This is a genomic window from Seohaeicola nanhaiensis, from assembly GCF_042654245.1.
GTDB classification, from domain to species: domain Bacteria; phylum Pseudomonadota; class Alphaproteobacteria; order Rhodobacterales; family Rhodobacteraceae; genus Seohaeicola_A; species Seohaeicola_A nanhaiensis.
Map to the genome: position 1 here is coordinate 1 of NZ_JBHSGI010000024.1, position 18,403 is coordinate 18,403.

Here is an 18,403-nt window from a genome sequence, read left to right on the forward strand (position 1 = left end):
CGCTTCGCCATCCGCGAAGGCGGCCGCACCGTCGGTTCGGGCGTCGTCGCCAAGATCGTCAAGTAAGGCGGACCTTGTCCGCCGGTTGGATGGCCGGAGGCTTTCTTCGAAGGTCTCCGGCGTGCCCGCACCGGACTAACGAAGGAGGCCCCCGCGGCCTCTGCCAAGAAAAAGAGGTTCGATGAGGGGCGGCGATGGGCGCCGGCCCTCCTCTCAACCGGACATGCCCTCGAAGGGGACGACAAAATGGCCATTCAAAGCCAAAACATCCGCATTCGGCTGAAGGCGTTCGACTATCGCGTGCTGGACGCCAGCACCGCAGAGATCGTCAGCACCGCCAAGCGGACCGGCGCGCAGGTGCGCGGACCGATCCCGCTGCCGAACAAGATCGAGAAGTTCACGGTTCTGCGTGGGCCTCACATCGACAAGAAATCCCGCGACCAGTTCGAGATCCGCACCCACAAGCGGCTGCTCGACATCGTCGATCCGACCCCGCAGACGGTGGACGCGCTGATGAAGCTCGACCTCGCCGCCGGCGTGGACGTCGAGATCAAGCTGCAGTCGTAATCAGGGAGGCGAGACGCGATGTTGCGCTCTGGAGTCATTGCTAAAAAAGTCGGTATGACGCGCCTCTTCATGGAAGACGGCCGTCAGGTTCCGGTGACCGTTCTGCAGCTCGACAACCTTCAGGTTGTCGCTCAGCGCACGGCCGAGAAAGATGGATATACCGCAGTTCAGCTCGGTGCCGGCGCGGCCAAGGCCAAGCGGACCAGCGCCCCGATGCGCGGCCACTTTGCCGCGGCAAAGGTCGAGCCCAAGCGGAAAGTGGCAGAGTTCCGGGTCGACCCCGAGAACCTGATTGGCGTCGGTGAGGAAATTACAGCCGACCACTACTTTGCGGGCCAGTATGTCGATGTGGCCGGCACTTCAATCGGTAAAGGCTTTGCCGGTGTCATGAAGCGGCACAACTTCGGCGGCCTTCGGGCGTCGCACGGTGTGTCGGTCAGCCACCGCTCGCACGGGTCGGTCGGTCAGTGTCAGGATCCCGGCAAGATCTTCAAAGGAAAGAAGATGGCCGGTCACATGGGCACCGTCCGTGTCACCACCCAGAACCTGGAAGTGGTGCGCACCGATTCTGCCCGTGGCCTGATCATGGTCAAGGGCGCGGTCCCGGGTTCGAAGGGCGGTTGGGTGACGGTGAAGGACGCCGTCAAAAAACCGTTCCCCGAGAATGCGATCCTGCCGGCCGCTCTGCGTTCGGCTGCCGAAGAGGCCGCCAAGGCCGCTGAAGTAGCCGCCGCCGCCGCCGCCGCAGAGGCCGAAGCCGAAGCCAAGCGTCTTGCCGAAGAGCAGGCCGCCGCCGAAGCCGCCGCGCTGAAGGCCGCCGAGGAATCGGTCGCCGAGGACAAAGCCGGTGACGAAGCCGCCACCGAGAAGAAGGAAGGCGAAGAATGAAACTCGACGTGATCAAGCTCGACGGCGCCAAGGCTGGCAGCGTCGATCTGGACGAGGCCCTGTTCGGGCTGGAGCCGCGCGCCGACCTTCTGCACCGTGTGGTGCGCTGGCAGCGCAACAAGGCACAGGCCGGCACCCACTCGGTGCTGGGCAAGTCGGATGTCAGCTATTCGACCAAGAAGATCTATCGCCAGAAGGGCACCGGCGGCGCTCGCCACGGCTCCAAGAAGGCCCCGATCTTCCGTCACGGCGGCACCTACAAGGGCCCGACGCCGCGCAGCCACGGGCATGACCTGCCCAAGAAGGTGCGCAAACTCGGCCTGATGCATGCCCTCTCGGCCAAGGCCAAGGCGGGTGAGCTGGTGGTGATCGAAGCCGCCGAGGCCGCGGGCAAGACCGGCGCCCTCGCCAAGCAGATCGCCAGCCTCGGCTGGAAGCGCGCGCTCATCATCGATGGCGCCTCGGTCAACGAAGACTTCGCACGCGCCGCACGCAACATCGAAGGCCTGGACATCCTGCCGACGATGGGCGCCAACGTTTACGACATCCTCAAGCGTGACACCCTGGTGATCACCAAGGCGGGGATCGAAGCACTGGAGGCTCGTCTGAAATGAGCGCGAAACCCCAGCACTATGATGTGATCCGCAAGCCGATCATCACCGAAAAGGCAACCATGGCGTCGGAAGCCAACGCCGTTGTCTTCGAGGTGGCGATGGACAGCACCAAGCCGCTGATCAAGGAAGCAGTGGAGACGCTGTTCAATGTCAAGGTGAAGGCCGTCAACACGACCATCACCAAGGGCAAGGTCAAGCGGTTCAAGGGCCGTCCGGGCACGCGTCGGGACGTCAAGAAGGCCTACGTGACGCTCGAAGAGGGCAACACGATCGACGTGACCACGGGTCTCTGAGGCCACCTCCGTCCGTGAAATTGGAAGCCCCCGGCAATGCCGGGGGTTTTCTTTTTGCCGCGCGGTTCTGGCGGGGGCGCACTTTTGTTGGTTCGGAAGTTGCGTCGCAATGTCTTTGCTGTCGGTAAGCCCCCGTCGAAGGGGTCGCACAGGCGTAAATTCGGCATTACCTGCCAGCCTAGGTCACAAAGTCTCGGCGTAACGCTTGAAACTGTCCAGAATGGCCCGCCAGCCGTCCCTTTGCATCTCGACTGGGTGGGTGTCTTCGGCTTCGAAAACCGTCGTCACGCGCACGCCATCGCCTTCCGGCGTGAAATCGGTCTGCACCCGCCGGCCGTCACCGATGGTGTAGACCAGCCGTTCGCCGGGCTTGACCTCATTGTAGACAGCCTCGAAGTCGAAGCCAAAGCTCTTGTCCTTCGCCTCCATACGCGCCTGGTAGACTCCACCGACGCGCAGGTCGTTCTCAGCCCAAGGGCAGCACCAGTCGTCGCTCGCAAAGTTCCACTGGGTGATGTGGGCGGGCTCGGTATAGGCCCTCCACACAGTGTCGATCGGGGCCTTCACCAGCGCGTCTATCGTGATCGTCCCAGAATTCATGGCCCGTTCTCCCAAACCGCTCGCGCGTGATCCTAGCATCACCCCGGCGTATTCCCAGCCTGCCTGGGCGTCTCGGCAATAAATCGCGGTGAACCTATGGACAGGGCAGGGGCGCTCTGTTACCTGACCGCAGTCGCGCGGCCCCGGATTCGTTCCGGGGCCTGTGACTTTATACGAACCGGGGACCTTCGGGGCCCTATACCACGGGCCTCAGGGCCTCAAACATAGCGGTGGGGATACCCGCCGCAAAGCTAACGGAAGACAGAAAGCATGGCACTCAAGTCGTATAAGCCGACGACGCCGGGCCAGCGCGGGCTGGTGCTGATCGACCGTTCGGAGCTGTACAAGGGCCGTCCTGTCAAATCCCTCACCGAGGGTTTGAACAAGCACGGTGGCCGTAACAACACCGGACGGATCACGATGCGCCGCCAGGGCGGCGGGGCAAAACGCCTCTATCGGATCGTCGATTTCAAGCGCGCCAAACTCGACGTGGCCGCTACCGTGGAACGGATCGAATACGACCCGAACCGCACCGCCTTCATCGCGCTGGTGAAGTATGAGGATGGTGAGCAGACCTATATCCTTGCGCCCCAGCGTCTCGCCATTGGCGATCAGGTGATCGCCTCGGCCAAGGCCGACATCAAGCCCGGTAACGCGATGCCCTTCTCGGGTATGCCGATCGGCACGATCGTCCACAACATCGAGATGAAACCCGGCAAGGGCGGCCAGATCGCACGCGCCGCGGGCACCTACGCCCAGTTCGTCGGCCGTGACGGCGGCTATGCGCAGATCCGCCTGTCCTCGGGCGAACTCCGCATGGTTCGTCAGGAGTGCATGGCCACCGTCGGTGCCGTCTCGAACCCGGACAACAGCAACCAGAACATCGGCAAGGCTGGCCGCAACCGGCACCTTGGCAAGCGCCCCGCCGTCCGCGGCGTCGCGATGAACCCGATCGACCACCCGCACGGCGGTGGTGAAGGCCGCACCTCGGGTGGCCGTCACCCGGTGACCCCGTGGGGCAAGCCGACCAAGGGTGCCAAGACCCGCAATCGCAACAAGGCGTCCAGCAAGCTGATCATCCGGTCGCGGCACGCCAAGAAGAAGGGGCGCTAAATGTCTCGCTCTGTCTGGAAAGGTCCCTTCGTCGACGCCTATGTGTTGAAGAAGGCCGAAGCGGCCCGCGAAGGCGGCCGTCACGATGTCATCAAAATCTGGTCGCGCCGCTCGACGATCCTGCCCCAGTTCGTGGGCCTGACGTTTGGCGTCTACAACGGCAAGAAGCATATTCCCGTCAACGTCTCCGAAGACATGATCGGTCAGAAGTTCGGTGAGTATTCGCCGACCCGGACCTATTACGGTCACGCGGCCGACAAGAAAGCGAAGCGGAAGTAAGTCATGGGCAAGGAAAAGAACCCCCGCCGCGTGGCTGACAACGAAGCAATGGCCAAACTGCGCATGCTTCGCACCAGCCCGCAAAAGCTGAACCTGGTCGCCGCAATGATCCGCGGCAAGAAGGTCGACAAGGCGCTGAGCGACCTGACCTTCTCGAAGAAGCGGATTGCCGAGGACGTGAAGAAATGCCTTCAGTCCGCGATCGCCAACGCCGAGAACAACCATAACCTGGACGTCGACGAACTCGTCGTCGCCGAGGCCTATGTCGGCAAGAACATGGTGCTCAAGCGTGGCCGTCCCCGGGCACGTGGCCGCTATGGCCGCATCCTGAAGCCGTTTTCGGAACTGACGATCAAGGTGCGTCAAGTCGAGGAGCAAGCCTGATGGGTAACAAAGTCAATCCGGTCGGCATGCGCCTTCAGGTCAACCGCACCTGGGACAGCCGTTGGTACGCCGACACCAAGGATTACGGCGATCTTCTTCTCGAAGATCTCAAGATCCGCGCATTCATCCATGAAGAATGCAAACAGGCCGGCATCGCCCGCGTGATCATCGAACGCCCGCACAAGAAGTGCCGGGTCACGATCCACGCGGCTCGTCCGGGTGTCATCATCGGCAAGAAAGGCGCGGACATCGAGACGCTTCGCAAGAAGATCGCGTCGATGACCAAGTCGGAACTGCACCTCAACATCGTCGAGGTCCGCAAGCCCGAACTGGACGCCCGCCTGGTCGGCGAGAGCATCGCCCAGCAGCTGGAACGCCGTGTGTCCTTCCGCCGCGCCATGAAGCGCGCCGTGCAGAACGCCATGCGGATGGGTGCGCTCGGCATTCGGGTCAACGTTTCGGGCCGCCTCGGCGGGGCCGAGATCGCCCGGACCGAGTGGTATCGCGAGGGCCGCGTGCCCCTGCACACCCTGCGTGCCGACATCGACTATGCACATGTCGAGGCCATGACCGCCTACGGGATCATCGGGATCAAGACCTGGATCTTCAAGGGCGAGATCATGGAGCACGATCCCGCTGCGCGTGACCGCAAGACGCAGGAACTGCAGGATGGCCCCGCACCGCGCGGCGCCGCCGGCGGTCGCCGGTAAGGAGTAGAACAGATGCTTCAACCAAAGCGTACGAAATTCCGCAAACAGCACAAGGGCCGTATCCACGGCGAGGCGAAGGGCGGAAGCGACCTGAACTTCGGCAGCTTCGGCCTGAAGGCGCTGCAACCCGAACGCGTCACCGCGCGTCAGATCGAGGCCGCACGGCGGGCGCTCACGCGCCACATGAAACGCCAGGGCCGCGTCTGGATCCGGATTTTCCCGGATGTTCCGGTGACCTCCAAGCCCACCGAAGTCCGGATGGGTAAGGGTAAGGGTTCGGTCGACTATTGGGCCTGCCGGGTGAAACCGGGCCGGATCATGTTCGAACTCGACGGCGTCGACGAGGAAATCGCCCGCGAGGCCCTGCGCCTTGCGGCGATGAAACTCCCGATCAAGACCCGCGTCGTGCACCGCGAAGACTGGTAAAACCTCGCGCAGCGCGGTTCAGCGGGTTTCGAGGAATCCGGGGTCCGCGCGCCGATGAACAGTAAGAGCCCCCGCCGAAGCGTTCGGCGGGGGTTTTGTTTTCCGACTAGCATCTGGCCAGCGGGACGCGTCAAGAACCGTCGGAAGAGAGCGAAAGGGCCAGCTGGAGTGCTCTCGCCAAATTCCGGAACCTGCTGTATGTCACCGCCATGGCTCAGATCGATTCACTCTTCGTCACCCGTTTTTATCGCGCGCAACTGTCCGAGCAGGGCAAGCCGGTGGATCTGGACGAGTTGGAAAACTCGTGTCTGTCGATTGCAGAGGACGACGAGGCCGGCCAGAAATGGTGCGAAAAGAACGGCTATCCGGGCTACACCAGCTACGCCTCGCTCGCAGACCTGGCCTGGCGCTTTCCGGTCTTCAAGGAGCTGGTGAAGGTGCTCGACAAACACGTCGCGGCCTTCGTCAAGGAACTGCAATTCGATCTCGGCGGCCAGAAGGTCAAGCTCGACTCGCTCTGGATCAACATCCTGCCTCCCGGAGGGGTGCATACTTCACACATCCATCCTCACAGCGTGATCAGCGGCACGACCTATGTCGCGGTGCCCGAGGGCGCCAGCGCGCTCAAGCTCGAGGACCCGCGGCTGCCGATGATGATGGCCGCCCCACCACGTCGCAAGAAGGCGGACCCCGAGCTACGCCCCTTCGTCTACGCTGCGCCGCTGCCGGGGGAGGTGTTCCTCTGGGAAAGCTGGCTGCGCCACGAGGTGCCGGTGAACATGTCCGACGAAGACCGGATTTCGGTCAGCTTCAACTACGGCTGGGGCTAGGGCTGTGTAGGGTGGGCGATTCCGCTCACCTTGGCCGGGAAAGGTGGGCAGATTGCGCACCCTACGCGACAACGGGCATGAAGGGCTTGCCATCCCCGCCAATCCCGCCTATAGGGGCCGCTCATCCATGTACTCCACTGGAATCAGGGTGACCCTCGCGCATGAGGCAAGGGGCCTTCCGGTGATGTTGAAAGGAGTTTGGCGCATGAACGCCAAGGAACTGCACGACAAGACCCCGGACCAGCTCCGCGAGGAACTGGCCAACCTGAAGAAGGAAAGCTTCAACCTGCGTTTCCAGCAGGCCACCGGCCAGCTGGAAAACCCGGCCCGGATCCGCGCCGCCCGCCGCAACGCGGCCCGCGTGCTGACCGTGCTGAACCAGAAGGCCGCCGCTGCGGCCGCGCAGGAATAAGGAGTTTTCGAAGATGCCCAAGCGTATCCTGCAAGGCACCGTGACCAGCAACGCCAACGAGCAGACCATCACCGTTCTGGTCGAGCGTCGCTTTACCCATCCGGTTCTGAAGAAAACCGTCCGTCGGTCCAAGAAGTATCGGGCCCACGACGAAAAGAACGCATTCAACGTGGGCGACACCGTCCGCATCATCGAATGCGCTCCGAAGTCGAAAACCAAGCGCTGGGAGGTGCTGGAGGCGTAAGTCTTCAACACACCCGGTTTGAGCGAAACCCTGGGGGCAATAACCAGAACAGCCCCCAAAGGTCGGGAGAAACCAAATGATCCAGATGCAGACCAATCTGGATGTCGCTGACAACTCCGGCGCCCGCCGAGTTCAGTGCATCAAGGTCCTCGGTGGGTCGCATCGGCGCTACGCGTCGGTTGGCGACATCATCGTGGTATCGGTCAAGGAAGCGATTCCGCGCGGCCGCGTGAAAAAGGGTGACGTCCGCAAGGCCGTTGTCGTTCGCACCGCCAAGGAAGTCCGCCGTGAGGATGGCACGTCCATCCGCTTTGACCGCAACGCCGCGGTCATCATCAACAACAACATGGAGCCGATCGGCACCCGTATCTTCGGGCCGGTGGTGCGCGAACTGCGCGCCAAGAACTTCATGAAAATCATCTCGCTGGCTCCGGAGGTGCTCTGATGGCTGCGAAACTCCGCAAGGGCGACAAGGTCGTCGTGCTCACCGGCAAGGACAAGGGCAAGGAAGGCACTATCGCCTCCGTTGACCCCAAGGCCGGCAAGGCCGTCGTGGAGGGCATCAACGTCGCCATCCGCGCCACCCGCCAAAGCCAGAACAGCCAGGGCGGCCGCATCCCCAAGGCGATGCCGATCCAGCTGTCCAACCTCGCACTGATCGACGCCAACGGCAAACCGACCCGGGTCGGATTCAAGTTGGACGGCGACAAGAAGGTGCGTTTCGCCAAGACCACGGGGGACGTGATCGATGCTTGACACCGCCAACTACACCCCGCGCCTCAAGGCCGCTTTCAAGGACAAGATCCGTGCGGCCCTGAAGGAAGAGTTCGGCTACAAGAACGACATGCAGATCCCGCGCCTTGAGAAGATCGTTCTCAACATCGGTGCCGGCGCAGAAGCGGTTCGCGACAGCAAGAAGGTCAAGTCGGCCCAGGAAGACCTGAGCACGATTGCCGGCCAGCACGCCGTCGTCACCAAGGCCAAGAAATCGATCGCCGGCTTCCGCGTCCGCGAGGACATGCCGCTGGGTGCGAAAGTGACCCTGCGCGGCGACCGGATGTATGAATTCCTCGATCGCCTGATCACCGTCGCCTTGCCGCGCGTCCGCGACTTCCGCGGCGTCTCCGGCAAATCCTTCGACGGCCGCGGCAACTATGCCATGGGTCTCAAGGAACATATCGTGTTCCCCGAAATCAACTTCGACAAGGTTGATGAAGTCTGGGGAATGGACATCGTGATCGCCACCACGGCGAAAACCGACGCTGAAGCCAAGGCGCTGTTGAAACATTTCAACATGCCCTTCAACTCGTAAGCGCGGGAAGGAACAGACATGGCCAAGAAATCGATGATCGAACGCGAGAAAAAGCGTCAGGAACTGGTCGACAAGTATGCCGCCAAGCGGGCCGCGCTCAAGGCAATCATCAACGACCAGAGCAAGCCGATGGAAGAACGCTTCCGCGCAACGCTCAAGCTCGCCGAACTGCCGCGCAACAGCTCGGCAACCCGGCTGCACAACCGCTGCCAGCTCACCGGGCGTCCGCACGCCTATTACCGCAAGCTGAAAATCAGCCGGATCGCGCTCCGGGACCTGGGCTCGAACGGCCAGATCCCCGGCATGGTGAAATCGAGCTGGTAAGGGAGAGACAGTCATGAACGATCCTATCGCAGACATGCTCACCCGGATCCGCAACAGCCAGCTGCGCGGCAAGTCCACGGTAACGACCCCCGCCTCCAAGCTTCGCGCCTGGGTGTTGGATGTCCTCGCCGCCGAGGGTTACATCCGCGGCTACGAGCACACCACCGGGGCCGACGGCCATCCGGCTCTGGTGATCAGCCTGAAATACTTCGAAGGCACCCCTGTCATTCGCGAGCTCAAGCGGGTTTCCAAGCCCGGCCGCCGCGTCTACATGGGCGTCAAGGACATTCCTTCGGTCCGTAATGGCCTGGGCGTGTCGATTGTCTCCACCCCGAAAGGTGTGATGTCGGACGCAGCCGCACGCGACGCCAACGTTGGCGGCGAAGTGCTCTGCACCGTATTCTAAGGAGGGTTGAAATGTCTCGTATTGGCAAGAAGCCCGTTCCGCTGCCCTCGGGCGTGACCGCGACGGTCAAAGGTCAGTCGATCGAAGTCAAGGGCCCCAAGGGCACCCGCACCTTCAATGCGACGGATGACGTGACGATCACCGTGGGCGACGGCGAAGTGAAGGTTGAACCGCGCGGCATGTCCAAGCGGGCCCGCCAGCAGTGGGGGATGACCCGTTCGATGATCGAGAACCTCGTCATCGGCGTCAGCACCGGTTTCAAGCGCGAGCTTGAGATCAACGGTGTGGGTTTCCGTGCGGCAATGGCCGGCAACATTCTGAAGCTGAACCTCGGGTACAGCCACGATGTCGACTTTGCGCCGCCTCCGGGCGTCACCGTCACGGTGCCGAAGCAGACCGAGATTGTCGTCGAAGGGATCGACGAACAGCAGGTCGGCCAGGTCGCCGCGAACATTCGTGCTTGGCGCGCCCCGGAGCCCTACAAGGGCAAGGGCATCAAGTACAAGGAAGAGTTCATCTTCCGCAAGGAAGGCAAGAAGAAGTAAGGACGCGAGAGATGGCAAACAGCAAAAGACAACTGTTCCTCAAGCGCCGCCTGCGCGTCCGGAACAAACTTCGCAAGGTCAACGCCGGGCGTCTTCGCCTGTCGGTGCACCGCTCGAACAAGAACATCAGCTGCCAGCTGATCGACGACGTGAAAGGCGTTACCGTTGCCGCGGCCTCGACCCTCGAAAAGGATCTGGCCACCGGCAAGAACGACGCTGCCACGGCGGCCAAGATCGGTGCGGCAATTGCCGAACGCGCGAAGAAGGCCGGTGTATCCGACGCCTACTTCGACCGCGGCGGCTATCTGTTCCACGGCAAGGTGAAGGCTCTGGCCGACGCCGCGCGTGAAGCAGGGCTGAACATCTGACGGTGGCGGTGGGCAGATTGCCCACCCTACCCATACTCGTAGGGTGGGCAATCTGCCCTCCTTGCATTTGCAGGCGGCACCTGTCGCCTCGATGATCCGGGAGCCTTACGCTCACCTGGATTGGAAAACCGGGCGCCACGGCGCCGCGACAGAAAGGATGCCGTATGGCACGGGAAGACAACAACAACCGCAGGGGCAACCGCCGCGAACGCGAGGAAACCCCCGAATTCGCCGACCGCCTGGTCGCGATCAACCGGGTCTCCAAGACCGTCAAGGGTGGTAAGCGCTTCGGTTTCGCGGCGCTCGTCGTCGTGGGCGACCAGAAGGGCCGCGTCGGCTTTGGCAAGGGTAAGGCCAAGGAAGTTCCCGAGGCGATCCGCAAGGCGACCGAACAGGCGCGCCGCCAGATGATCCGCGTTCAGCTGCGCGAAGGCCGCACGCTGCACCACGACATCGAAGGCCGTCATGGCGCCGGCAAGGTCGTCATGCGCAGCGCGCCGGAAGGGACCGGGATCATTGCCGGTGGTCCGATGCGCGCCGTGTTCGAGATGCTGGGCGTCAAGGACGTTGTGTCCAAGTCGCTGGGCTCGCAGAACCCCTACAACATGATCCGCGCCACCATTGACGGGCTGAAGAACGAACAGTCGCCCCGCTCGGTGGCTCAGCGCCGTGGCAAGAAGGTTTCGGATATCCTGCCGAAGCGCGACGAAGCCCCGGTCGAAGCGGCCGAAGCCTAAGGAGAGCCGGACATGGCAAAAACCATCGTCGTCAAGCAGATCGGTTCGCCGATCCGCCGTCCCGCCAAGCAGCGTGCCACGCTGGTTGGTCTGGGGCTGAACAAGATGCACCGCACCCGCGAGCTCGAGGATACTCCCTCGGTGCGCGGCATGGTGAATTCGATCCCGCATCTGGTGCAGATCGTCGAAGAGAAGGAATAAGGCGCCCTTACAGCGCCTTGTGCGACGCCCCGGAGACATCTCCGGGGCGTTTTCCTTTGCGCCGAGCCCTGCCTCTGGCGCAGGGCGGCTTTGCCGGAATGGCCGTTGTTGACGCGCTGCAGTATGATTATTCTGCATTGCAGCAATTGCGGGTTCCGGGAGGCGGAGGAGGCGGGCCCCGCGCAACTTGAAAGGGCCTTGAAATGGCACAGACTCTCCGCGCTACGGCACAAGACATTCACTTCGGCGACCGCTTCCGCGCGCTGACTGCAGCGGTTCGCGAAGCCTATTCGCGCAACAAGGTTTACCGCCGCACGGTTGCAGAACTTGCCGGCCTCTCCGATCGTGAACTCGCAGACCTCGGCCTGCACCGCTCGCACATTCGCAGCATCGCTCGCGAGCACGCCTACGGCAAATAAGCTGTCTCTGGATCAGGCGCGCAGCATGCGCCTGACCAGCACCAGCCCCAAGACGGCGCCGATCAAGGCGCCGACGGGTCCGCCAACAAATGCGGCTGTCATCGCGCGTTCCCCTTCGAAATCGCCCAGTCCCAAAGCCGATCCCAGTATCAACAGCAGAAACATACCCGCCGCCGCGCCCACAATCGCGCCTGCGGCAATACCCAAAGCGCTCAGAACGATTTTCATCAGATGATACCCCTCACGGCGCGAGAGGCTAATCCGGCCATGCGGCGCTTGCAATCGGATCAATTGCGAATGATCTGTGCATCCATCTGCATCAGATAGCTGTCCACCAGCGCGGTCTCCTCCACGCTCAGCTGTTGTGCGCGGGGATAGAGTGGCGCCGGTCGATCATCCAGAATGGGCGCGTTCCAGCCATGTGTGGTGGAAAAGAACCGGCCGACTCCATCGCGGCCGAACTCTCGCAGATAGCCCTGAACCACCACGTCGAGATAGCTGAGCAGAATCGGGTGCGAAATATCCGGGGAGGCCTGATGGGTGTTGGGTACTGCGTAGACGGCGATCTCCACCGAGCCCGGCAGGTCATGGACGACGTCTGTTGTCAGCAACCGCTCATAAGCCCATTCGCGCGCATCCAGCGCCATCCAGTCGCCGCCCGGCACGGGGGCGATCAGACCGTCTATGGTGCTGGATGGATCGCGCACAGCCGTGAGGAAGGCGACCGGTCGCAGCGCGGTGTGCTTCCACGTCCGCGCCCAGCCGGTCAGTCGCGCGGGCCGCGGCATCGGGTAGTCATGGGTGGCCCGGTTCACAAGGCTTCCGTAACCGAAGAAGTATGGGTCGGGGCCGGACATCCGCCTAATCCGTCATTTGACTTGTATCAAATCGCGGTCTGCCCCGATGTGAGACAGTGACGCAAGTGGATTTACCGGGAGAGTCCATAAATGCGTGTCACCAAAAGAACCAGTATCGCGATGCGACTTCTGATGTATTGCGCGACCAATGACAGCCGGCTCGTGACAAAAGCCGAGATTGCCCAATGTTGCGATGTGTCTGAAAACCATCTGGCCCAGGTGATTAACCAGTTGGGCCGGCTTGGCTATCTCGACACCCAGCGCGGGCGGAACGGCGGTATCCGGTTGGGACGCGCGCCCGAGAAAATCGGCATCGGTCAGGTGTTTCGCGATGTCGAAGGATGTGTGTCACCGGAAAATTGCGTGGCGGATGCGGACTGCTCTTGCCGCTTTGTCGCCGTCTGCGCGTTGCGTGGCGTCCTGGAAGAGGCCACACACGCCTTTTACAACCATCTCGACAATTACACCTTGGCTTCGGTCATGCGGGACAACCCCGCGATGGCTCAGCTTTTGCAGCCGCTGCGCAGCGTGGCCTGACCTACTCTCGAGCGCGCAGCACCCGGGCGGGCCGAGCGGCCAGCGGCCGCCAGGCAAACAAAAGGCCAGCAACCAGGGTCGTCAGGACCCCGCCGCCCACGATCCCAAGCGCCGAGGGCCAGATCACGGCGAATTTCGTCTCCATGATGAACCGGCTGACGGCCCAGCCTCCGGCGATCCCTGCTCCCAATGCCACCACTCCGGCCGCCAGGCCAAGCAGGGCGGCGCGCAGCGCAAAGCTCGACAGAATGCGCGCGCGGGTCGCGCCCAATGTCTTCAACACCGCGGCTTCGTAGGTGCGTACGCCTTCGCCTGCGGCCGCCGCTCCGATCAGCACAAGGAACCCGGTGAGCAGCGTCGCTGCGGCCCCCCATGAGGTTGCGGCGGCCAGGCTCGCCAGCACGTCCGACACCCGGTCGATCGCATCGCGTACGCGAATCGCGGTGATGTTCGGATAGGCTCCGGCCAGATCGCGCAGGATCGCGGCCTCGGCCTCCTCGTCGGCGTAGACGGTCGAGATGAAGGTATGTGGTGCGCCTTCCAGCGCGCCGGGGTTCATCGTCAGGACAAAGCCGATTCCGGCGGTCGAGAAATCCACCTCGCGGAAACTGGTGATTGGCGCGGTGATGTCGCGCCCAAGGATGTTTACCGTGATTTCGTCACCCAGTTTCAGTCCCATCTCGGCGGCTTCTTCGGCGGCAAAGCTGATCTGCGGCGGCCCGGAATACTCCGCACCCCACCAGGTGCCGGCCGTAATGTGCGTCCGCGCGGGCAGGGCGCCAGCATAGGTCACCCCCCGGTCGCCACGCACCACCCAGTGATCGCCTGCCACCTCCCGCGCGGGGCGGCCGTTGATCCGGGTGATCACGCCGCGCAGCATGGGCGCCGAATCGACGCGATGCACCGCCGGGTCGGTTTGCAGCCGTTCGGTGAAACCCTCCATCTGGTCCTTCTGGATGTCGACGAAGAAATACGACGGCGCGATATCTGGCAGGTCGCCGGTGATGGCATTGCGCAGGTTGCCGTCGATCTGTCCGACCGCAGCCAGCACCGACAGCCCCAGCCCGAGCGACAGCACCACGGACGCCGCCGCCTCACGCGGGCCCGAGATGGCCGCCAGCGCCCAGCGCAGCGGTGGTCGCCCTCGCGCCAGCCGGGTCGACCGTCGCGCGATACGGCGAATGGCCCAGGCCGCGCCCGCCAGCAACAGCAGGGCGCCCACGAGGCCGCCACCGGTCCAAAGCGTCAGCCACAGCGTGCCGCTGAACCAGGCCGCGAGTCCCACCAGCAGCGCCAGCCCCAGGGCGGTGGCGGCCAGATAGCGCGGCGCCGGAAGCAGTCGCGCGCCCGATAAGGCATCACGGAACAGCGTGGCCGCCCGCACCTCCTCAGTCCGTGCCAGCGGCCAGAGGGTGAACAGGAAGGCCGTCAGCAGCCCGTAGGTCGCGGCTTCCATCAGCGGCGCGGGATACAGCGCAAAGGCCGAAGGGACCGGCAATTGCGCCTCGATCAGCGGACCCAGCAGCACCGGGATCAGCCCGCCAAGGGCCAGCCCGATGACAATGCCGACCAGTGAAAGCACGCCGATCTGCAGGAAATAGGTGCGGAAGATCGTGCGGCGTTCGGCCCCGAGGGTGCGCAGGGTGGCAATCACGCTGGTCTTGCTGGCAAGGTAGGACCTCACCGCCGCCGAAACGCCAACGCCCCCCACGGCCAGCCCCGACAACCCCACCAGCACCAGAAACGCACCCATCCGCTCGACAAAACGCGAAACACCGGGTGCGCCGTCGCGCGAGTCTCGCCAGCGCATCCCGCTGTCGCGAAACTGCGCCTCGGCTTCCTGCGACAACGCTTCGAGGTCGGTGCCCGCCGGCAGGTCCAGCCTGTATTTCGTCGAATAGACCGACCCCGGCGCCAGCAGCCCCGCACCCTCCAGCGCCGGTGTCGCCACCATCGTGCGCGGCCCAAGGCCGAACCCCGCCGAGGCATTGTCCGGCTCGCGCACCAACGCTGCCATCAATACGAAATCCTGCGTGCCTAGTCGAAAGGTATCGCCAGGCGCCAGCCCCAGGCGGTCGATCAGCACACGCTCCATCAAAGCACCGGGCTGGCCATCCCTGCCGGCCAGCGCCACTTCCAACGGCATCTCAGGGTCCAGAACGGCGGCGCCGATCAGCGGATAGGCCCCGTCCACCGCCTTCACCTGCGTCAGCGCACGCTCCGGCGTGCCGTCCCGGTCGACCAGGGCCATCGAGCGGAAATCGACCACTTCCGACACTGCCAGCGCCTGCTTGCCCATCCAGGCCTTTTCGGCATCGGTGGCAAAGCGATAGGTGAAATCCATCTCGGCATCGCCGCCCAGCAGCGCCGCTCCTTCGCGCACCAGCCCGGCCTCGATGCTTGCCCGGACCGTGCCAACCGCAGCAATCGCCGCGACGCCAAGCGCCAGACAGGCCAGGAAGATGCGAAAACCCCGCAATCCGCCCCGCAACTCGCGCCGCGCCAGCCGCCACGGCAGGCCCCAGTTCATTCGGCGGCGTCCCGCTGCGCGTCTTGGGCAATGCGACCGTCATGCAACCGAACCACCCGGTCGCACCGGGCCGCCAGGTCGTCCGAATGCGTCACCAGCACAAGCGTCGCCCCGTGGCGGTCGCGCAACCCGAACAGAAGTTCGACAATCGCGGCACCATTGGCGGCGTCAAGGTTGCCCGTCGGTTCGTCCGCCAGCAGGATCTGCGGGCGGGGCGCGATTGCCCGGGCCAGCGCAACCCGCTGCTGCTCCCCACCCGACAGCTGCGCCGGATAGTGGTTTGCGCGCGCGCCAAGGCCGACGGCCTCCAGTTCTGCCGCGGCCCTCGCAAACGCGTCCTTGGCGCCGGCCAGTTCAAGCGGCGTCGCCACATTCTCCAGGGCTGTCATCGTCGGGATCAGGTGGAACGACTGGAACACGACCCCCATGTGATCGCGCCGGAAACGTGCCAGCGCATCCTCGTTCATGCGCGTCAAGTCTTTGCCCAGGGCCAGGATGCTGCCCCACGTCGCCATCTCCAGCCCGCCCATCAACATCAGAAGAGAGGATTTACCGGATCCCGATGGCCCGACCAGCCCCAGACTTTCGCCCTGCATCACGTCCATCGTGATGCCATGGAGGATATCGACACGCCCGGCATTGCCATTCAGCGACAAAGCAGCATCTTTGAGGGAAAGCACTGGGTCTGACATCGGCCCTGTCAATTTGATGATCTGTTCCAAGCCATATGGAGTTCCGCTCGCAATGCGCAAGCTAATGGCCGTCATTCTCGTGATTTTCTCGCCGTTGATGGTCCATGCCGAGGAAATTACCATCGCCGCCCTCGGCGACAGCCTGACCCAGGGCTATGGGCTTCCTCCCGACGACGGTCTGGTGCCTCAGCTGCAGCGCTGGCTCAACGGGCAGGGGGCCGAGGTGCATCTGATCAACGCCGGCGTCTCGGGCGATACCACGGCCGGCGGCGCGGCGCGGGTAGGCTGGACCCTGACGCCAGATGTCGATGCAATGATCGTGACGCTGGGCGGGAACGATCTCTTGCGCGGCATCGACCCCGCCGAGGCGCGCAGAAATCTGGAAACCATTCTCAAGGCGGCCGGTTCGGCGCAGGTGCCGGTCCTGCTGATCGGGATGCGCGCCCCGGGCAACTACGGCCCGGAGTACAAGGCCGAGTTCGAGGCGAATTACGCGGATCTGGCCCAGCAATACGGCACACTCTTTCTGCCCGATTTCTTCGCGGGCCTGGGTGGGGGAGGCGACCCCGCGGCGCTGCGCGCATGGTTCCAGCAAGATGGCATTCACCCCAACGCACAGGGCGTCGCCAGGATCGTCGCCAGCATCGGGCCGAGCGTCCTCGACCTCGCCGCACGTGCCCGGGCCGATTAGGTCATGCCGGGCCGGGTGTTCCTGACAACCCCCGTGGCCGAGATCGCGGCCCGGTTCGGCCTTGATCCAGAGCCGGTTGCCAATGAGCCACCGCGTCAAAACATATCCCCCGGACAGACGGTCGTCGCGCTGACTCCCGAAGGCCTGCAACACATGCGCTGGGGGATGATCCCTGTCGGCCGCGTCAACGCGCGTGGCCGCCCGGTGATGGAGACCATCGTCAACGCCCGGTCGGAAACCGTTTTCGACAAGAGCGCCTTTGCCGGCACCGGCCGCGCCGTCCTGCCGGTGGACGGTTGGTACGAGTGGACCGGCGAGCGACGCCGCAAGATCGCTTGGCGCATCCGCTCCGCCGAGCCCGGCCTTCTGTTCTTTGCCGCCATTACCGATACCTGGACCGCTCCCGGCGGACAGGTGGTGCCCCAGATCGCCACGGTCACCTGCGAACCCAATGCCGACGTCCGCCCGGTGCATCACCGCATGGCCGTGATCATTAAGGCCGAAGACGTGCCGATCTGGCTGAACGGTTCGGAGGAGCGGGCGGCGCAGCTGATGAACCCATGGCCTGACGGTCGTTTGGTCGTGGAAGCGGCGACAGGAGTGGATTGGTCCGACACCTGAGGGCCAAGGTGCCTATGCGGACGAAACAGTCATCCGCGACCAGGAAACCGCCCCTGTTCATCGGGCCACGTCCAGATACTGTCACCCGCGGCCTGAATGGCTTCCACGACAGCTTCAGCCCGTTGACGGGATGTCAGACTTTCCCCAAGTCCCATATGGCTGGTTTCGATGTCAACGAGGTAATCGACCACCTTCTCGGTCAATTCTCCTCGCCTTAACTGTGAGGCTGCATGAACAAGGTAGCGGTCATATTCATTTGCAAACGCCTCGCAATTCTCATCGTCCCATTCCCCTTGCGAAACTTCGTCAGAATCCAAAAGTCCGATGGGATCCCAAAGGTTCCAACCAATGTCACGTAGCTTCGAAAGCTTGACACGAGGAGCAGAGGTATTGCGTTGCATGACGGCACTAAGCCCCACAAAGTCATTAAAAAGCTGATATTGGACTCAATCGCCTCAAAAAGCAAAACCCAGAGATCGGCGTAACAAGAAAAAAGGCCGGACGCTTGCGCATCCGGCCCCTATTTCGCGGTATCGTCAGGCTTAGTCGGCCAGAGTGATATTCACGGCAGCTTCGCGGCCATCGCGGCCGGGCTGGATGTCGAAGTTGACCTTCTGGTTGTCGGCGAGACCGGTCAGACCGGCGCGCTCAACAGCCGAAATGTGGACAAACACGTCCTTGGAACCGCCCTCGGGGGCGATGAAACCGAAACCTTTGGTGGCGTTGAACCACTTGACGGTGCCTTTGGCCATCGTCGTTACTCCTGTTTGTCAGCTGCCCACGGGATGCGGCAGGTCGGCTCA

General features: G+C 63.4%; 32 protein-coding genes. 25 read left to right on the forward strand and 7 right to left on the reverse strand.

The features are described from left to right. The first annotated feature begins 252 nt into the window (after positions 1-252). From rpsJ to ACFO5X_RS14365, 4 genes are read left to right on the forward strand one after another with little or no spacing between them, the layout of a single operon-like run. Complete coding sequence (gene rpsJ / locus ACFO5X_RS14350; RefSeq protein ID WP_189681786.1) at positions 253-567, forward strand: 30S ribosomal protein S10; 315 nt, start codon at positions 253-255, stop codon at positions 565-567. An 18-nt stretch (positions 568-585) separates the two neighbouring features. Beyond that, on the forward strand, positions 586-1,455 hold the full coding sequence (gene rplC / locus ACFO5X_RS14355; RefSeq protein WP_380718153.1) for a 50S ribosomal protein L3: 870 nt from the start codon (positions 586-588) through the stop codon (positions 1,453-1,455). Continuing rightward, positions 1,452-2,069 (forward strand): 50S ribosomal protein L4, encoded by a 618-nt coding sequence (gene rplD / locus ACFO5X_RS14360; protein WP_380718154.1) that lies wholly within the window; start codon positions 1,452-1,454, stop codon positions 2,067-2,069. Before rplC ends, rplD begins: the two co-directional genes overlap by 4 nt. Further along, entirely contained in the window at positions 2,066-2,362 is a 297-nt protein-coding gene (locus tag ACFO5X_RS14365; protein ID WP_380718156.1) for a 50S ribosomal protein L23, read from the forward strand. The genes rplD and ACFO5X_RS14365 overlap by 4 nt, the downstream gene beginning before the upstream one ends. A gap of 183 nt (positions 2,363-2,545) precedes the next feature. On the opposite strand, the gene ACFO5X_RS14370 is transcribed toward ACFO5X_RS14365, so the two are convergent. Next, positions 2,546-2,962, reverse strand: coding sequence for an SRPBCC family protein (locus ACFO5X_RS14370; protein WP_380718157.1), 417 nt, complete (start codon positions 2,960-2,962; stop codon positions 2,546-2,548). A 270-nt stretch (positions 2,963-3,232) separates the two neighbouring features. On the opposite strand from ACFO5X_RS14370, the gene rplB reads away from it, so the two are divergent. The 18 genes from rplB (at position 3,233) to ACFO5X_RS14460 (ending at position 11,672) form a co-directional block, all read left to right on the forward strand. Then, positions 3,233-4,075, forward strand: a complete 843-nt coding sequence (gene rplB, locus ACFO5X_RS14375; RefSeq protein WP_380718160.1) for a 50S ribosomal protein L2 — start codon at positions 3,233-3,235, stop codon at positions 4,073-4,075. Next, a complete protein-coding gene (gene rpsS, locus ACFO5X_RS14380; RefSeq protein ID WP_380718161.1) occupies positions 4,076-4,354 on the forward strand; it encodes a 30S ribosomal protein S19 in 279 nt (92 codons plus the stop codon). A gap of 3 nt (positions 4,355-4,357) precedes the next feature. Next, complete coding sequence (gene rplV, locus ACFO5X_RS14385; protein WP_380718162.1) at positions 4,358-4,738, forward strand: 50S ribosomal protein L22; 381 nt, start codon at positions 4,358-4,360, stop codon at positions 4,736-4,738. Then, positions 4,738-5,448, forward strand: a complete 711-nt coding sequence (rpsC, locus tag ACFO5X_RS14390) for a 30S ribosomal protein S3 (protein WP_380718163.1) — start codon at positions 4,738-4,740, stop codon at positions 5,446-5,448. The genes rplV and rpsC overlap by 1 nt, the downstream gene beginning before the upstream one ends. A 12-nt stretch (positions 5,449-5,460) precedes the next feature. Beyond that, on the forward strand, positions 5,461-5,874 hold the full coding sequence (gene rplP / locus ACFO5X_RS14395; RefSeq protein WP_380718164.1) for a 50S ribosomal protein L16: 414 nt from the start codon (positions 5,461-5,463) through the stop codon (positions 5,872-5,874). 209 nt (positions 5,875-6,083) lie between these two features. Further along, entirely contained in the window at positions 6,084-6,704 is a 621-nt protein-coding gene (locus tag ACFO5X_RS14400) for a TIGR02466 family protein (RefSeq protein WP_380718165.1), read from the forward strand. A 205-nt stretch (positions 6,705-6,909) separates the two neighbouring features. Then, entirely contained in the window at positions 6,910-7,116 is a 207-nt protein-coding gene (gene rpmC / locus ACFO5X_RS14405) for a 50S ribosomal protein L29 (protein ID WP_189679327.1), read from the forward strand. 13 nt (positions 7,117-7,129) lie between these two features. Further along, positions 7,130-7,360: a 30S ribosomal protein S17 gene (gene rpsQ / locus ACFO5X_RS14410; protein ID WP_380718166.1), complete on the forward strand. Its 231-nt coding sequence runs from the start codon at positions 7,130-7,132 to the stop codon at positions 7,358-7,360. A gap of 76 nt (positions 7,361-7,436) precedes the next feature. After that, entirely contained in the window at positions 7,437-7,805 is a 369-nt protein-coding gene (gene rplN / locus ACFO5X_RS14415; protein WP_189679329.1) for a 50S ribosomal protein L14, read from the forward strand. Continuing rightward, positions 7,805-8,116, forward strand: coding sequence for a 50S ribosomal protein L24 (rplX, locus tag ACFO5X_RS14420; protein ID WP_380718167.1), 312 nt, complete (start codon positions 7,805-7,807; stop codon positions 8,114-8,116). The genes rplN and rplX overlap by 1 nt, the downstream gene beginning before the upstream one ends. Next, entirely contained in the window at positions 8,109-8,672 is a 564-nt protein-coding gene (rplE, locus tag ACFO5X_RS14425) for a 50S ribosomal protein L5 (protein ID WP_380718168.1), read from the forward strand. Before rplX ends, rplE begins: the two co-directional genes overlap by 8 nt. 18 nt (positions 8,673-8,690) lie before the next feature. After that, positions 8,691-8,996: a 30S ribosomal protein S14 gene (gene rpsN, locus ACFO5X_RS14430; protein ID WP_380718169.1), complete on the forward strand. Its 306-nt coding sequence runs from the start codon at positions 8,691-8,693 to the stop codon at positions 8,994-8,996. A gap of 13 nt (positions 8,997-9,009) precedes the next feature. Then, on the forward strand, positions 9,010-9,402 hold the full coding sequence (gene rpsH / locus ACFO5X_RS14435; RefSeq protein WP_380718170.1) for a 30S ribosomal protein S8: 393 nt from the start codon (positions 9,010-9,012) through the stop codon (positions 9,400-9,402). An 11-nt stretch (positions 9,403-9,413) separates the two neighbouring features. Next, complete coding sequence (gene rplF, locus ACFO5X_RS14440) at positions 9,414-9,947, forward strand: 50S ribosomal protein L6 (protein ID WP_380718171.1); 534 nt, start codon at positions 9,414-9,416, stop codon at positions 9,945-9,947. 11 nt (positions 9,948-9,958) lie between these two features. Then, positions 9,959-10,315 (forward strand): 50S ribosomal protein L18, encoded by a 357-nt coding sequence (gene rplR / locus ACFO5X_RS14445; protein ID WP_380718172.1) that lies wholly within the window; start codon positions 9,959-9,961, stop codon positions 10,313-10,315. 164 nt (positions 10,316-10,479) lie between these two features. Next, a complete protein-coding gene (gene rpsE, locus ACFO5X_RS14450; protein WP_380718173.1) occupies positions 10,480-11,052 on the forward strand; it encodes a 30S ribosomal protein S5 in 573 nt (190 codons plus the stop codon). 12 nt (positions 11,053-11,064) lie between these two features. Beyond that, a complete protein-coding gene (gene rpmD / locus ACFO5X_RS14455) occupies positions 11,065-11,253 on the forward strand; it encodes a 50S ribosomal protein L30 (protein WP_380718174.1) in 189 nt (62 codons plus the stop codon). A gap of 203 nt (positions 11,254-11,456) precedes the next feature. Next, positions 11,457-11,672 (forward strand): DUF1127 domain-containing protein, encoded by a 216-nt coding sequence (locus ACFO5X_RS14460; protein ID WP_380718175.1) that lies wholly within the window; start codon positions 11,457-11,459, stop codon positions 11,670-11,672. Positions 11,673-11,684: 12 nt separating this feature from the next. Here the strand turns inward: ACFO5X_RS14460 and ACFO5X_RS14465 are convergent, their stop codons facing one another. Beyond that, positions 11,685-11,900, reverse strand: coding sequence for a hypothetical protein (locus ACFO5X_RS14465; RefSeq protein ID WP_380718176.1), 216 nt, complete (start codon positions 11,898-11,900; stop codon positions 11,685-11,687). Between the two features lie 59 nt (positions 11,901-11,959). Further along, positions 11,960-12,529: a gamma-glutamylcyclotransferase family protein gene (locus ACFO5X_RS14470; RefSeq protein WP_380718178.1), complete on the reverse strand. Its 570-nt coding sequence runs from the start codon at positions 12,527-12,529 to the stop codon at positions 11,960-11,962. 90 nt (positions 12,530-12,619) lie between these two features. Here ACFO5X_RS14470 and ACFO5X_RS14475 point away from each other — a divergent pair, with 90 nt between their 5' ends. Then, entirely contained in the window at positions 12,620-13,066 is a 447-nt protein-coding gene (locus ACFO5X_RS14475) for an RrF2 family transcriptional regulator (RefSeq protein WP_380718179.1), read from the forward strand. Position 13,067: 1 nt separating this feature from the next. On the opposite strand, the gene ACFO5X_RS14480 is transcribed toward ACFO5X_RS14475, so the two are convergent. Further along, positions 13,068-15,596, reverse strand: a complete 2,529-nt coding sequence (locus ACFO5X_RS14480) for an ABC transporter permease (protein WP_380718180.1) — start codon at positions 15,594-15,596, stop codon at positions 13,068-13,070. Further along, positions 15,593-16,288: an ABC transporter ATP-binding protein gene (locus ACFO5X_RS14485; RefSeq protein ID WP_380718181.1), complete on the reverse strand. Its 696-nt coding sequence runs from the start codon at positions 16,286-16,288 to the stop codon at positions 15,593-15,595. The genes ACFO5X_RS14480 and ACFO5X_RS14485 overlap by 4 nt, the downstream gene beginning before the upstream one ends. 52 nt (positions 16,289-16,340) lie before the next feature. On the opposite strand from ACFO5X_RS14485, the gene ACFO5X_RS14490 reads away from it, so the two are divergent. Next, positions 16,341-16,979 carry an arylesterase gene (locus ACFO5X_RS14490; RefSeq protein WP_380718182.1) on the forward strand — a complete coding sequence of 213 codons (639 nt, stop codon included), beginning with the start codon at positions 16,341-16,343 and terminating at the stop codon, positions 16,977-16,979. 3 nt (positions 16,980-16,982) lie between these two features. Beyond that, entirely contained in the window at positions 16,983-17,600 is a 618-nt protein-coding gene (locus ACFO5X_RS14495) for an SOS response-associated peptidase (RefSeq protein ID WP_380718183.1), read from the forward strand. A gap of 29 nt (positions 17,601-17,629) precedes the next feature. Here the strand turns inward: ACFO5X_RS14495 and ACFO5X_RS14500 are convergent, their stop codons facing one another. Together ACFO5X_RS14500 and ACFO5X_RS14505 are read right to left on the reverse strand one after the other, a co-directional pair. Then, positions 17,630-18,001 carry a hypothetical protein gene (locus ACFO5X_RS14500; RefSeq protein WP_380718184.1) on the reverse strand — a complete coding sequence of 124 codons (372 nt, stop codon included), beginning with the start codon at positions 17,999-18,001 and terminating at the stop codon, positions 17,630-17,632. A 141-nt stretch (positions 18,002-18,142) separates the two neighbouring features. Continuing rightward, entirely contained in the window at positions 18,143-18,352 is a 210-nt protein-coding gene (locus tag ACFO5X_RS14505) for a cold-shock protein (protein WP_189679345.1), read from the reverse strand. Between the last annotated feature and the right edge of the window lie 51 nt (positions 18,353-18,403).

What these genes read in the sequence shown, in the direction of transcription:
- rpsH (WP_380718170.1), top strand. Translation starts at nt 9,010, where the DNA reads ATGAACGATCCTATCGCAGACATGCTCACCCGGATCCGCAACAGCCAG.
- ACFO5X_RS14470 (WP_380718178.1), bottom strand. Translation starts at nt 12,529, where the DNA reads ATGTCCGGCCCCGACCCATACTTCTTCGGTTACGGAAGCCTTGTGAAC.
- rplP (WP_380718164.1), top strand. Translation starts at nt 5,461, where the DNA reads ATGCTTCAACCAAAGCGTACGAAATTCCGCAAACAGCACAAGGGCCGT.
- rplN (WP_189679329.1), top strand. Translation starts at nt 7,437, where the DNA reads ATGATCCAGATGCAGACCAATCTGGATGTCGCTGACAACTCCGGCGCC.
- rpsC (WP_380718163.1), top strand. Translation starts at nt 4,738, where the DNA reads ATGGGTAACAAAGTCAATCCGGTCGGCATGCGCCTTCAGGTCAACCGC.
- ACFO5X_RS14365 (WP_380718156.1), top strand. Translation starts at nt 2,066, where the DNA reads ATGAGCGCGAAACCCCAGCACTATGATGTGATCCGCAAGCCGATCATC.
- ACFO5X_RS14475 (WP_380718179.1), top strand. Translation starts at nt 12,620, where the DNA reads ATGCGTGTCACCAAAAGAACCAGTATCGCGATGCGACTTCTGATGTAT.
- rpmC (WP_189679327.1), top strand. Translation starts at nt 6,910, where the DNA reads ATGAACGCCAAGGAACTGCACGACAAGACCCCGGACCAGCTCCGCGAG.
- rplR (WP_380718172.1), top strand. Translation starts at nt 9,959, where the DNA reads ATGGCAAACAGCAAAAGACAACTGTTCCTCAAGCGCCGCCTGCGCGTC.
- ACFO5X_RS14400 (WP_380718165.1), top strand. Translation starts at nt 6,084, where the DNA reads ATGGCTCAGATCGATTCACTCTTCGTCACCCGTTTTTATCGCGCGCAA.
- rpsN (WP_380718169.1), top strand. Translation starts at nt 8,691, where the DNA reads ATGGCCAAGAAATCGATGATCGAACGCGAGAAAAAGCGTCAGGAACTG.
- ACFO5X_RS14465 (WP_380718176.1), bottom strand. Translation starts at nt 11,900, where the DNA reads ATGAAAATCGTTCTGAGCGCTTTGGGTATTGCCGCAGGCGCGATTGTG.
- rplE (WP_380718168.1), top strand. Translation starts at nt 8,109, where the DNA reads ATGCTTGACACCGCCAACTACACCCCGCGCCTCAAGGCCGCTTTCAAG.
- ACFO5X_RS14460 (WP_380718175.1), top strand. Translation starts at nt 11,457, where the DNA reads ATGGCACAGACTCTCCGCGCTACGGCACAAGACATTCACTTCGGCGAC.
- rplV (WP_380718162.1), top strand. Translation starts at nt 4,358, where the DNA reads ATGGGCAAGGAAAAGAACCCCCGCCGCGTGGCTGACAACGAAGCAATG.
- rpmD (WP_380718174.1), top strand. Translation starts at nt 11,065, where the DNA reads ATGGCAAAAACCATCGTCGTCAAGCAGATCGGTTCGCCGATCCGCCGT.
- rpsS (WP_380718161.1), top strand. Translation starts at nt 4,076, where the DNA reads ATGTCTCGCTCTGTCTGGAAAGGTCCCTTCGTCGACGCCTATGTGTTG.
- rpsE (WP_380718173.1), top strand. Translation starts at nt 10,480, where the DNA reads ATGGCACGGGAAGACAACAACAACCGCAGGGGCAACCGCCGCGAACGC.
- rplX (WP_380718167.1), top strand. Translation starts at nt 7,805, where the DNA reads ATGGCTGCGAAACTCCGCAAGGGCGACAAGGTCGTCGTGCTCACCGGC.
- rpsQ (WP_380718166.1), top strand. Translation starts at nt 7,130, where the DNA reads ATGCCCAAGCGTATCCTGCAAGGCACCGTGACCAGCAACGCCAACGAG.
- ACFO5X_RS14495 (WP_380718183.1), top strand. Translation starts at nt 16,983, where the DNA reads ATGCCGGGCCGGGTGTTCCTGACAACCCCCGTGGCCGAGATCGCGGCC.
- rplD (WP_380718154.1), top strand. Translation starts at nt 1,452, where the DNA reads ATGAAACTCGACGTGATCAAGCTCGACGGCGCCAAGGCTGGCAGCGTC.
- ACFO5X_RS14505 (WP_189679345.1), bottom strand. Translation starts at nt 18,352, where the DNA reads ATGGCCAAAGGCACCGTCAAGTGGTTCAACGCCACCAAAGGTTTCGGT.
- ACFO5X_RS14490 (WP_380718182.1), top strand. Translation starts at nt 16,341, where the DNA reads ATGCGCAAGCTAATGGCCGTCATTCTCGTGATTTTCTCGCCGTTGATG.
- rplB (WP_380718160.1), top strand. Translation starts at nt 3,233, where the DNA reads ATGGCACTCAAGTCGTATAAGCCGACGACGCCGGGCCAGCGCGGGCTG.
- rplC (WP_380718153.1), top strand. Translation starts at nt 586, where the DNA reads ATGTTGCGCTCTGGAGTCATTGCTAAAAAAGTCGGTATGACGCGCCTC.
- rplF (WP_380718171.1), top strand. Translation starts at nt 9,414, where the DNA reads ATGTCTCGTATTGGCAAGAAGCCCGTTCCGCTGCCCTCGGGCGTGACC.
- ACFO5X_RS14500 (WP_380718184.1), bottom strand. Translation starts at nt 18,001, where the DNA reads ATGCAACGCAATACCTCTGCTCCTCGTGTCAAGCTTTCGAAGCTACGT.
- ACFO5X_RS14480 (WP_380718180.1), bottom strand. Translation starts at nt 15,596, where the DNA reads ATGAACTGGGGCCTGCCGTGGCGGCTGGCGCGGCGCGAGTTGCGGGGC.
- ACFO5X_RS14370 (WP_380718157.1), bottom strand. Translation starts at nt 2,962, where the DNA reads ATGAATTCTGGGACGATCACGATAGACGCGCTGGTGAAGGCCCCGATC.
- ACFO5X_RS14485 (WP_380718181.1), bottom strand. Translation starts at nt 16,288, where the DNA reads ATGTCAGACCCAGTGCTTTCCCTCAAAGATGCTGCTTTGTCGCTGAAT.